Annotated in this window: 6 protein-coding genes; 1 reads left to right on the top strand and 5 read right to left on the bottom strand. The window is 66.3% G+C overall.

Annotation, left to right across the window (positions count from 1 at the left end; translation table 11 throughout):
- Positions 1-36 precede the first annotated feature (36 nt).
- Entirely contained in the window at positions 37-2,331 is a 2,295-nt protein-coding gene (locus tag FBZ90_RS23345; protein WP_145735403.1) for a TonB-dependent receptor, read from the bottom strand.
- 184 nt (positions 2,332-2,515) lie between these two features.
- Positions 2,516-3,061 (bottom strand): hypothetical protein, encoded by a 546-nt coding sequence (locus FBZ90_RS23340; RefSeq protein ID WP_145735402.1) that lies wholly within the window; start codon positions 3,059-3,061, stop codon positions 2,516-2,518.
- A gap of 443 nt (positions 3,062-3,504) precedes the next feature.
- On the opposite strand from FBZ90_RS23340, the gene FBZ90_RS23335 reads away from it, so the two are divergent.
- A complete protein-coding gene (locus FBZ90_RS23335) occupies positions 3,505-5,742 on the top strand; it encodes a TonB-dependent receptor (protein ID WP_145735401.1) in 2,238 nt (745 codons plus the stop codon).
- Positions 5,743-5,833: 91 nt separating this feature from the next.
- Here the strand turns inward: FBZ90_RS23335 and FBZ90_RS23330 are convergent, their stop codons facing one another.
- The 3 genes from FBZ90_RS23330 to FBZ90_RS23320 form a co-directional block, all read right to left on the bottom strand.
- Entirely contained in the window at positions 5,834-8,899 is a 3,066-nt protein-coding gene (locus tag FBZ90_RS23330) for a TonB-dependent receptor domain-containing protein (protein ID WP_145735400.1), read from the bottom strand.
- A 349-nt stretch (positions 8,900-9,248) separates the two neighbouring features.
- Entirely contained in the window at positions 9,249-10,184 is a 936-nt protein-coding gene (locus tag FBZ90_RS23325; RefSeq protein ID WP_145735399.1) for an ROK family protein, read from the bottom strand.
- Positions 10,181-12,076, bottom strand: coding sequence for an alpha-amylase family glycosyl hydrolase (locus FBZ90_RS23320; RefSeq protein ID WP_145735398.1), 1,896 nt, complete (start codon positions 12,074-12,076; stop codon positions 10,181-10,183). Before FBZ90_RS23320 ends, FBZ90_RS23325 begins: the two co-directional genes overlap by 4 nt.
- Positions 12,077-12,151: the final 75 nt, after the last annotated feature.

Genomic DNA, 12,151 nt, shown 5'->3' with positions numbered 1-12,151 from the left:
TGAGATGAAAGGGGAAACGGGTGACGTGACCGGGCGTCAGAGCGACACTTTCAGGCCGCCGAAGAAAGTCCGCCCCGGGAAGGGATGGTAGAGGAAGTACTTCTCATCATTGAGATTGTCGACGCCCAGGTCCAGCGTCAAATTGTCCAGCACCTTGTAGTTGATGTGGACATCGGCGACCAGGAAGCTGTCGAAGGCGCCGAATACCTTGGCGACGCTGTCGGTGTTGTCCAGCGTCGAATACTGCTTTCCACTATAGCGACCGGCGATGGTGAAGGCCCATTGCTCATCCGGCCGGTATGTCGCCGCCAGCGTGACGCGCCAGTCGGGAACATAGGGCACATGCTTGCCCGTGGCCGTGGTGCCGGCGCTGCTGGCGAAGTTGGGATCGGACAGGATGGTGCTGTCGACATAGGTGACGCTGCCCGACAGCTCCAGCCCCTTGACCAGAACGTCGCGCTGGCTGGCGGCCAGCTCCACACCGCGGTTGCGCACCTCATCCACGTTCACGGTGTAGCTGACCGGCGTGGCGCCCGTTAGGAAGGCCGTTTGCGCGATCAGGGCGTCGTGCGTGTTCTCCTGGAACAGCGACAGCCGCACGCGCCCATCCGTGAACGTGCGTTCCACCGCCAGCTCGCCGCTCAACACCCGCTCCGGCTTCAGGTTGGCGTTGGGTGCCGTGTAGGTCGTGCCCGTCTGGACCAGCTGGTACAGCTCACTGACCGTGGGGAAGCGGTAGGCTTCGCCGAAAGAGGCGGTGACGTGCCATTCGGCGGCGGGCGTCCAGGTCAGGGTGGCCTTGGGCGAGAAGGCGCCCGTCTCCGTGTCCGGCTGCTCCACCCCCTTGCCGCCGCTGTAGTTATAACCGTCGAAGGCTTGCCACCGCTCCAGGCGGCCGCCCAGCGTCGCGGTCCAATCGGGCAGGAAGGTCCATTCGTCCTGCGCCCACAGGGCCAGGGTCTGGGTCTTGCCCCGGCCGCTGCTGTACAGGCCCTGGCCCTGATCGCTGCCGCCCTGCCAGGTGCTGGTGCTGTAGGTGGGGTTGACCAGCTCGTACTGATCCGCGTGCAGGCCGGCGCTGACCGTGTTGGACGGCGTGGTGCGCCACAGGGCCTTGGCGTCCACGTTGGTCCAGTTGGTGCCGTCCATGCGGGCGATGCGGCCGGCGGTGCTGAATCCGGTGCCGCTGGCGGTCACGCCGGTGGGGGTGCGCTGGATGTCGTCCAGCATCTCGTAGTGGCTGGCCGTCACCTCCGCGTCCCAGGGGCCCTTGCTGTCGCTGCGCAGGGTGACGCTCTGCGCCAGATGGCTTTGCCACAGGCTATACTTGCCGCTGGCGAAGCCGGACAGGCCGGCGAAGGTGGCGGCACCGGTGCTGTCGCGCAGATAGGTCTGCACATCCGACGTCGCGTCGTTCTGCCAGTACCCCACCGTGTAGTTCAGGCGCCAGACCGGCGTCAGGTCATATCCCAGCTTCAGCTTGGCGTTGGTCATCTGGGTGTGCAGCAGGCCGCTGGCGCCCACGACATCGGCCACGGCCCCCGTCTTGTTCTGCGCCAGGAAGGTGCCGGTGGTGCCCGTCGGCACCTTGCCGTTGGTGACGAAGCTCAGCGGCTGGCTGTCGCTGTCCTGGTAGTTGGCGCTCAGCGACCAGGTGAAGCGTCCCATCCGGTCGCCGACATGGGCGCTGGTCTGCGAGGTCACCAGGTCCTTGTGCGTGCCGTACAGGCCAAAGCTCTGCACCGCTTCCGACTGGCGGGCGTCGGCCTCCAGCCTTTCCGGCGTGCGGGTGGTGATCTGCACCACGCCGCCCATGGAGTTGCCGGCATAGGCGGCGGAATAGGGGCCGTATAGCACGTCGACCCGCTCGATCTCCTCCGGCGCCACCAGGCCCCAGCGCGGCGCGCCGACGGTGTTGTTGTTGGCGATCAGGGCGGAGATCAGCACGTCATCGGCATAGACCAGGGTGCGCGCGCTGGAGTTCACCCCCCACGTGCGGGTGGCCAGCACGGCCTGGGTGTCGCCGTTGTTGCGTTTGCGCAGGAACAGACTGGGCAGGTATTTCAGCGCGTCCTCGCTGTCCAGGACGTTCTGCGTTTCCATCACCGCGACGCCGGTGACACCCACCACCGTCTGCGGCGCCGCGTACCGCTCCATGGAGGGGCGGTCGGCGGTGATGATGATGGGGTTGGCGGCCAAGTCCAGGTCGATATCGGCCTCAGGCGTGGCGAGGGACGGACCCGCGGCCAGGCCGGCGCCCAGGGCGACGGCGGCGGTGAACAGGCGGCGCGACAGGCGCCGGGATGGGCGAACCCAGGATGGGCGAACCATGAAAGGCGATCCTTCGGGGAACGGCCGGCGGCGGCCCGGATGATCCGGGCGGCATGACCGTTCAGGACAGGGGGCCGTCGCCCGTCCCTGCGGCGGGGACGGAACGGCGGGCTATGGCTGGGATGCCCGGAGGCCGCGACGGGTCGCGGTATCGCACTGTGGATGGGTGAAGGACCCCGGGCGTTCAGGCCGCCAGGGGCGGGGCGCGGGCGCCCGGTGTGCCCGGCAGGCGTGACCGGGGGCGGCGGGTCCGGGTGACGGGGCGCCAGGCCCGGCCGATGCGCCGGGTGGGCAGGGCCAGGACCAGCAGCAGCAGGGGGATAGCCAGCGCCGCCAGGGCGGCGAAGGCGCAGGGGCCCATATGGTCCTGATCGCCGCCCGCCCGATGGTCGTGGGGAACGGCCTGGCCTGGTATCGGCCAACCGCCGGCTTCCGCATCGGGGTGATGGTGGTGGGCGTGCGCGGACGGGGCGGCGGCCAAGCCGTCATCCACGGGGGCAGTATCCATCACCCGGTCCATCAGGTCGTGCACACCGGGGCACAACATGAACGGGGCGGGCCCGCCGGCGGTGTTGACCATGTAGCCGACGGGAATCAATCCGCGCAGCAGCACCGCCGCCAGAACCACCCAGGCCCATGCCCTCGGCGCCCGCCGGACGCGCCCGAGGTCCAGGGACCTCAGCGCGGCGGTCAGCGCAGCCGACAGGGGAAGCAGGGAGGAAGACGTCATGGTGCTACTTATGTGGGTTATTCGGCTGTTGGTTGGCAACCGAAACGATGTGCTGGCCAGCATCCTATTCCGGCCGCCATTTGTCCACCCTGAGATGGATCAAGCCGGCCATCTCGCCCCGATCGTGTCTGCCGAGGGGTGAAGGGGCGCCGCGCGCCTCAACCGGCCGCATATATTAGAATAATAATTCTGCGAAACCTATCCCAGGCCATTTGCTCGACAGGACCCCTCGTACGGGATTTCGGCTTGCGCCGTTAAAAGCGAAAATCCAGAAAAATGGCGGCCGGCGATGGTCTTCGGTGAGGGGAGGACAGTTAATCTCCGGCTGGGGTGATGTTCAGTTCACTGATAGGTGGGTATCGGTGAAGCCGCATTGACAGTTCGGCAAGGGAGTGGTTATCCAAGAACTCGAACAATAATTCTAGTTCCGGGAGGGAACGCGCATGCGGAAGATGTGGGGGCCGTGCGCCCTGATGCTGGGCACGGCGATGGTGGCGTTGACGGCGTCATCGTCGAACGCGCAAGAGGCGGGCGCGGCAGAGGAAACCACCTTGCAGGATATCGTCGTGACCGCGACCAAGCGCGCGACCGACGTGCAGAAGACCCCCATCGCCATGGACGTGGTCACCGGGGACGCCTTGGCCAATCTGGGTGTGAACAGCGTGGACGCGCTCAGCAACGCGGCGCCTGATGTCAACTTCGCCGGGGGCGGGCTCAACAGCACGGTCATCACCATCCGGGGCATCTCCAGCCAGGACGTGACGGAACTGGGCGATCCGGCTGTGTCCCTGAACTTCGACGGTGAATACCTGACGCGGCCCCTGGGGCTGAACGGCGCCATGTTCGATATCGCCCGGGTCGAGGTGCTGCGCGGGCCGCAGGGGACGCTGTACGGCCGCAACGCCACCGCCGGCGCCATCAACATCATCACCAACCGTCCGTCCGATAAATATGAGGCTACGGGTTCCCTGGACGTCGGCAACTACGGTTCCATCATCACCCAGGGCATGGTGAACGTCCCGGTCAGTGAGACGCTGGCGCTGCGCGCGTCCTTCATGACCAATGACCGCGACGGCTATCGCGACCATGGGGACAACGGCAAGTCGGACGACGCCCAGATGCGCGCCGTTCGCCTCCGGGCGCTGTACACCCCCACGGACCGCTTCTCCGCCCTGATCACCGGGGAATACATGCGGGCCGGCGGCGTTGGCACCCAGCCCAGCGGCTTCCTGCTGCCCAGCACTCCGGCGACGCTGGGCAAGGTACCCTCCACCTATGTGCCGGATCTGGGCAACACCTCCAACTGGCCGCTGGACATGAAGGGCTTCTTTCACCTGGCCCAGTCCGATCTGCGGTGGGAGCTGAACTATGACTTCGACTGGGCCCGGCTGACCTATGTCGGCGGCTATCGCCGCGTCACCAGCCATCAGTTGAACGACATCAGTGGCACCGCCACCCAGGTGGTCGACTATGACAGCCGTAGCGACTACACGACCCAGGGCCATGAATTCCGCCTGTCCAGCGTGGCGGGCAGCCCCTTCAACTGGCAGACCGGCGTCTATTATTCCAATGAGGACCAACTGACCGACAGCGGCCTGTTCACGCCGGCGACCGCGTTCAACGGCGCGCGCGACGTCTACACGGTCAAGTTCAACTATCCCAACGTGAAAGCCACCTCCACCGCCCTGTTCGCCCAGGTGTCGGAGCCGCTGACCGACAGCTTGACCTTCACCCAGGGCGTGCGGTGGACGCATGACGAAAAGTCCCGCGTCGGTACCCAGAACACGCTGAATTTCGGCCAATACTTCGGCAGCGGCGGCCACACCATCGCCTACACGCCGCTGGACGTGGGCGGCCAGGGCTCCTGGTATCGCACCAACTGGCATGTGGGGCTGGATTGGCAGGTGGCGCCGGACAGCATGGTCTATGTGAAGGCCAGCAGCGGCTACAAGTCCGGCGGCTTCACCACGGTGAACACCTACGGGCCGGAAGATTTGCGGGCCTACGAGATCGGCACCAAGAACCGATTCTGGAACAACCGGCTGGAGGTGAACGGCGACCTGTTCCACTACGATTACACCGGCCAGCAGGTGGCCACCTTCGTCCCCACGAACGACGGCACGGGCCTCAGCGTCCTATCCACACAGAACGCCGGCGCCTCCACCATGGATGGGGTCGAGGCCGAGGTGACGGTGATGCCCACCAAGGCCGACAAGGTGCATTTCTCCGCAAACTATCTCTTCGCCGAGTTCACCAAGTTCACGGGCGCCCAGGCGGTCATCGTCAGCAGCGTCTCGGACCCTGGCAGCGTGTCGGTGGACCTGAAGGGCAACACCCCGCCGCAGTCGCCCAAGTGGACCCTGGGGATGAGCTGGGAGCACACCTTTAATTTCAGTTGGGGCGATCTGGTCGCCACGGCGCAGGGGCGCTATCTGTCCGCCTACTACCTCACGCCCTACAATTTGCTGGCGGACCGGCAGCCGGGCTATCACCAGACCGACCTCAGCCTGGCCTATTACGCGCCCAGCGGGCACTGGGACCTCATGGCCTATGTCCGCAACCTGGAGGACAATCGGGTGCTTACCTATTCGTCCTTCACCTCTCAGGGCGGCAGCAACGTCTATTCCTTCACCTTCGCCCCGCCATTGACTTACGGCGCGCGGCTGGCCGTGCACTGGTAGGCCTCTTCCTCCCTACCTGTGACGGATATTGGCCAGCCCCCGGGATGAACCGGGGGCTGGCCTTTTTTTATCCGCCCTACCTAACAGCAGATCAGAACTTGTAACCGGCCGTCAGGCGATAGTAGCGGCCCAGGATGGAGCTGAAGTACCGGGTGGTGCTGTATCCAGCCTGCGGGAAGGGAACGTGGGAGTTCAGCACGTTGTCGACATTGAAGCGAAGGCGATAGCCACCGTCGAACTCATACCCCACCGAGGCGTTGTACATCACGTACGGGTCCATGACCGGGTACTGGTAGTTGGACAGCGGCGTGTTCACGCTGATGCGGGTTTCGCTGTAATACTGGGTCTGCCACAGGAAATCCAACCCACCGTTCTTGTAATCGATGTTGGCGGTGAAGTTGTTGCGCGGTTCCTGCACCCCGCCCACGGTGTACTGCTTATCGCCCGTGCCCACCTTGTAATAGTGGCTGAAGGTATGCAGGTAGTTGACGCTGAAGTCAACCGCGCCGTAATTGTCCGGCAGGCCGAACTCGCTGAGGTTGACGGCGTAATTCAACTCCGCCTGCAAAGCTTTGAAGCTTTCGATGGCCGCGTTGTAGTAGCCCTCCGACACCGACGTCACCTGGCCGGTGCTGTCACGGGTGAAGGTGCTGCAGAAGGAATTGCCGGGGGCGCCGTCATAGCAGGCGTCCAGCAGGTCCGTCGCGCCCAGCTGCGAGATCTCGTTGCTGATGTCGATGCTGATGTAATCGGCGGACAGCGTCAGGCTCGGGATATAACGCGGACGCAGCACCGTGCCCACCGTCCAGCTGTCGGCGATCTCGTTCTGCAGGTGGGGGTTGCCGGAACTGGTGCCCGGGATGGTGAAATCGACGATGTTGGAGGTGAAGGGCTGGGTGATGCCGGCGGCGGCGCAGTTGGCCGCGCGCTGGGCGGGGTTGGGGCCGCCGTTGATGTAGCGGGCGTCGCAGGGATCGTTGGCGGTGTCGAAGATCTGGCCCTTGGGGCTGAAGGCTTCCGTCACGGCCGGGGCGCGGAACGACCGGGTGTAGTTGCCACGGAACTTGATGTCCGGGATGGGCTGATAGCTGCCGCCGCCGGTGTAGGACCAGAAGGTACCCGTCAGGTTGTTGTCGACGAAGCGGGCCGAGCCCTCCAACTCCAGATTGTAGATCAGCGGCACCTTCATGTCCGGCGCCACCACGGGGATGTTCACCTCAGTGAAACCCTCGTTGGTGTGGTACTCACCGGCCACCGGGTCGATGGGAATGCTGTTGCCGAACTGGGTGCGGGTGCCATCGCCGTTGGGCTGCCCATAATAGAAGGCGCCAGGATCGAAGGCCGTCGTTTCACGGCGGTATTCATAACCGGCGGAGAACTTGGCGTCGCCAGCCGGCAGATTGATGATGGTGCCGCCGATGTCGGCCAGCACGTCGTACTGGGCGTTGCTCTGCTTGGGATGGGCGATGGCGGTGATGTAATCCGTCGCCGCCTTGCTCGCCTGGTTGATGCCGAAGACGTTCAGCGGCGCGCAGGTGCTGCTCAGCGTGGCGATGGCGGCGTTGGTGTAGCCCGGGGCGCAGACGATGTTGCCGCTGCTGTCCCGCACCGCGTTGATGGCGTTGAAGAAGTTCTGGGTCACCAGCTGACGGTCGTCATTCGACGTGTCCGACTTGCCGTAGGTGCCCGTCACTTCCCAGTTGAAGGTACGGTTGAGGGCGGAGAAGTCGCCCTCCAGGCCTGTCACCACGCGATAGATGTCGGTCGTGGTGCGGAAGGCGCCGGTGGCCAGGTCCGTATTGGCACGGGCCATGTAGAAGGTGCTGGGGTCGGCACCGTTGGCGGTCAGGTTGTTGATGATGGTCTGGCGGTCGGCGGCGCTCAGATAAGGGTTGTTCGTGTTCAGGATCAGGTTGCCGTTGACGTCGCCCGCGTTGCCGAACAGGGCGGTGTTGTAATAGGGCTGGTCGCGCAGGTTGGCGGCGCGCAGATGGCCGTACCACAGCTCGGTGTTGAAACGGATATGGTCGGTCAGGTCATAATGGCTGAGCAGCGTGACCTGGGTCCGGTTGCTTTCCGTCAGCAAGTTGCCGAAGTCGCCAATGGGGAAGCCGCTGCCGCCCGCCTGATAAAGGGAGCTGCCCGTCAACTGGCCATTAATGAAGGGCGTCAGCTGGCCATTGGGGCCAAAGAATAGGGCCTGTCCGGCATCATTGGTGATGGCGGATGAAGCCTTGCCCCGGGAAATGGGCACGCCGTCGTCCACCATGGGCATGCCGGTGTTGGTGAAGACGTTGTAATGCTCGCCGCCAGAGTACAGCTGTTGGGTAAAGGTTTGGCCCTTGGTGGCGCTGCCGAAGAAGTTGCCGGCGCTGCCGGCCGTCCCCTTGCGGTCTTCGTCCGTCAGACCATTCTGTTTGTCATACTGAACGGCGACGGTGATGTTGCCGCGGCCGTTGTTGAAATTCCGGCCCAGCACGGCTGACGCGTTGTAATCGGCGGCATCGCCGTATTCCGACAGGCCGCTGGAGACGCTGACGTCGGCACCCTGGTAATCCTTTTTCAGGATGATGTTGACGGTACCGGCGATGGCGTCAGAGCCGTAAGTGGGCGCACCACCCACCGCCATCACATCCACGCGCTCAACCAGCGACGTGGGGATGGCCGACAGGTCCACCGGGCTGCCGGCGACGGCGCCGAAGATGGACGAGCTGGCGGAGGAGACGAAACGGCGACCGTTGACCAGCGTCAGGGTGCGCTGGGACCCGAGATTGTACAGGTTGACGTAGGTCTGGCCAGCGCCAAAGGAACCCTGGCTGCCCACCGGGCTGTTGCCCGGCACGCTGAAGGCCGGCAGCTCTTGCAGCGCCTGGCCCAGGTTGGTGAAGCCGCGCTTGCTGATCTCGTCGGCGCCCATGACCTCGGCGGGCTGCATGGTGTCGAAGTTGGTGCGCTTGATGCGCGAGCCGGTCACGACGATTTCGTTGAGGGAGCTGGACTGCTGCGATCCGCTGGTGTCGCCCGTATCGGTCGACGAGGCGGCCTGGGCCACTTGCATCTGCGGCGCCGGCGCCGGCGTCGGGGCAGCCTCCCCACCCTGCTGCTGCGCCCAGGCGCCCGATGCGGCGCCCACCGTGCCGATGGCCGCACCCACCATCAAAGAAAGGCGCAGGCGGTTAAGCTTCTGGAAAAAAAGCGAAGATTGGGTAGACCGACCCATCATTTGCCCCCGTTGTTCTTTAGACCCGTTTGTAGGTCCATCAAAATTTAAGCGGCGGCCCAGGGTCAATGCGGTTTTGTTGCTCATTGGTTAACGTTTTTGGTTTGCGTCGCAAGAATGCAACACAACCGGGGCATTTATATAACTTTCCGGTGCGACAATTTTTCACACCCACGTCGATTTGGGTAGTGCATGCGTCGCGCCCTGGCCGGCCATGCCCGTCAATAGTCACAGCCTTTAGTCGCCGCCCGCTTTGACCCGTAACTAGCGATAGAAAAGGGGCGACTCAGGCGCTTCGGCCTGCAGCCGCGTCCCACCCCAGGGCCAGGGCGCCGGCCAGACCCGACTCGCCGTCCAGGCCCGGTGGGACGATGAAGGTGGTGAGGTCGCCGGTGACGGCGGGGTGGTCGATATAGCCGCCGATGTGACGGCGGGCATGGTGGCGGACGTGGTCCAGCAGGCCGTGCCGGGCGCCGACCCCGCCGCCGATGACGATGCGCTGGGGCGACAGGGTGAACAGCAGGTTGGCGGCCATCTGGCCCAGATAATCGCCGACCAGGTCCCAGACGGGGTGGTCGTCGGCCAGCTCGGTGGCGGGGCGGCCGACGCGCGCCTCGATGGCGGGGCCGCAGGCCAGGCCCTCCAGGCAGTCGCCGTGATAGGGGCAATGGCCGGCGTAAGGGTCGCGGGCGGGGTCGCGGCGCACCAGCAGGTGGCCGCCCTCGGGATGGACCAGGCCATGCTGCGGCCGTCCGCCGACCACCACCCCCACGCCGATGCCGGTGCCGACGGTGACGTAGACATGGCTGTCCAGGCCCTGGGCCGCGCCCCAGCGGCCTTCGCCCAGGGCGGCGCCGTTGACGTCGGTGTCGATGGCGACGGGCACGCCGCCGGGCCTCAAGTCATGCACGGCGGCCGCAAGGGTATCGCGCACGGGGGCGCCGGCCCAGCCGGGCTTGGGCGTGCGGGTGACGGCGCCATAGCCGGGGCGCCGGGGATCGAGCTGCAGGGGCCCGAAGCTGGCGATGCCCACGGCGTCCAGTCCACCCATGCGGCCGGCCAGGTCGCGCAGGGTGTCGGCGCAGCGCGCCAGCGTTTCCTCCGGGCTGGTGGTGGGGATGCGGACGGTGTCGATGGTTGTCGGGCGCGCGGTGCCGTCCATGACGGCCGCCCCGACGATGGCCTTGGTCCCGCCCAGCTCGATGGCGCCGATACGCTTCATGGCGCGACCTCGGACGTTGGCCCCGCCGCCACGATCCATCGCGTCTGCCACGGCCCCAACGGCAGCGCCGTCAGGTCTATGGCCGTCTCCGCCACCGCGTCCCGCCAGGCGTCGGTGGTGGTAGGCAGCGACACGGTCACGGCTTGGCCGGTCAGGTTGGCCAGGCATAGGACCGCCCGCGCCCCCACCCGCTCAAATCCCAGGATGCCGGGGGGAAGGCCGGCGAGGGGGCGGGCCGGCTCAATGCCGCTCAGGGCGTCCAGCGTCGCCCGCACCCGGATCAGGCGGCGCAAAGCTGTGTGAAAGGTCCCCGCGGCGGTGGCGCTGTCATGGCGTTCGGCGGCCCGGTTCCAATCCATGTCCGGCCGGTGCAGCCAGCGGCCTTCGCCCGCCGGCAGGCCGGCAAGCGGGGCGTTGGTCAAGGCGATCTCATCCCCCATGTACAGCACCGGCAGGCCATCCAGGGCCAGGGTCACCTGGTACAGTTGCAGCAGGCGCGCCAATGCCGCGTCCGTGTCGGCCTCGCCGGGGCGTCCCTCGGGCCGCAGCCCCACCAGCGACGCCGCCATACCGTTGGTGCTGGGCGCGCCATCGCCGTCCGCCTGGAAGGCGGCACCCAGGGCGTAGCTGCCAGGCGTGGCGCCGGCGTAGAAGGCGGACACCCGGTGCAGCGTCTCCTGCGGGATCAGGGCCGCCAGGGCATCCCAGATGATGTCGTCGTGACAGCGCACATACGTGATCCAGGCCGCTTGCCGGGGCCGGACCGCCAGGCGGTCCAGCAGGGCGTGGGCGGGGGCCGCGTCGCCGGTCGCCTGGGCCAGCCACAAGGCGGTCATCATGCCGTTGTTGTAGGCCAGGTGGCATTCATTGGCGGCCGGCAGCCCGGTGGCGTCGTCCCGCCCGAAGAAGGACACGACGTCATCGGGATCGACGATGGCCTCGCCCTTCAGCAGCACGGCGGGGGCCGCGATGGCCAGCAGCGCCCGCCAGGCCCGCACCACCCAATGGGTTTGCGGCAGTCCGCGGCAGGCGGTGCCCGGTGCCTTCCACAGAAAGGGCGTGCTGTCCAGGCGGAAGACGTCCACCCCCTGGTTGGCCAGGTGCAGCAAAACCTCCAGCATTTCCTGGAAAACCGCCGGGTTGGCGTAGTTCAGGTCCCATTGATAAGGATAGAAGGTGGTCCATACCCAGGCCTGGCCGCCATCGCGGGCCAGCGCCGGCTCCGGCGTGAAATTGCCCGGGGCTGTCTTGGGGAAGACCTGGCCCAGCGTGGCCTCATACGCGGCCACGGACTCCGCACTCTCCAGCACGTGGTAGTAGGCGCGATAGCGCGGGTCGCCCGCCCGTGCCGCCTGCGCCCAGGCATGGTCGCGGGCGGTATGGTTGCACACCACGTCCAGGCACAGCGCCATCCCGGCGCCATGCGCGGCCTGGGCCAGCGCTGTCAGATCTTCCGTCCGGCCCAGCCTGGGCTCGATGGCGCGGTAATCGGCCACGGCGAAGCCGCCGTCGTTGTCGCCCGCTTGCATGGCCAGCAAGGGCAGGGCATGCAAGTAGGTGACGCCCAGATCCGCCAGATAGCCCAGCCGCGCCTGGACGCCGGCCAGCGTGCCGGCGAAGCGATCCACGTAGAAGCAATAGCCCAGCTGGTTGGAACGCTGGAACCAATCGGGTTCCGCCAGCCGGCGGTCGTCCCGCTCCGCCAAGGGGGCCGGTCGGTTCAGCGCCGCCGTGGAAACGACGTTGCGCATCCGGACCAGCCAATCCTCCACATCCGGAACCCCGGCATAAAGGCGGCGCAGCAGCGCCTCGGCCGTCGGCCAATGGCGGTCCAGGCGCTGGCGCAGGGACTCGGCCCGGCTTGGGGTCCGGCTGGAGGGGGAAGAGGTCATGCCGTTAAATCCCAGGGTGATCGATAAAAAGACCGGCTGGCGGGCGTGTTTCCACGAGAGAGAGCCCAAGGGCGG

The sequence above is a fragment of the Nitrospirillum pindoramense genome (assembly GCF_007827955.1).
In the GTDB taxonomy this organism is placed as follows: domain Bacteria; phylum Pseudomonadota; class Alphaproteobacteria; order Azospirillales; family Azospirillaceae; genus Nitrospirillum; species Nitrospirillum amazonense_B.
This window is presented reverse-complemented; position numbering and strand designations above follow the sequence as displayed.

Coding starts and splice junctions, on each gene's coding strand:
- FBZ90_RS23345 (WP_145735403.1), bottom strand. CDS start 2,331: ATGGTTCGCCCATCCTGGGTTCGCCCATCCCGGCGCCTGTCGCGCCGC.
- FBZ90_RS23340 (WP_145735402.1), bottom strand. CDS start 3,061: ATGACGTCTTCCTCCCTGCTTCCCCTGTCGGCTGCGCTGACCGCCGCG.
- FBZ90_RS23335 (WP_145735401.1), top strand. CDS start 3,505: ATGCGGAAGATGTGGGGGCCGTGCGCCCTGATGCTGGGCACGGCGATG.
- FBZ90_RS23330 (WP_145735400.1), bottom strand. CDS start 8,899: ATGGTGGGTGCGGCCATCGGCACGGTGGGCGCCGCATCGGGCGCCTGG.
- FBZ90_RS23325 (WP_145735399.1), bottom strand. CDS start 10,184: ATGAAGCGTATCGGCGCCATCGAGCTGGGCGGGACCAAGGCCATCGTC.
- FBZ90_RS23320 (WP_145735398.1), bottom strand. CDS start 12,076: ATGACCTCTTCCCCCTCCAGCCGGACCCCAAGCCGGGCCGAGTCCCTG.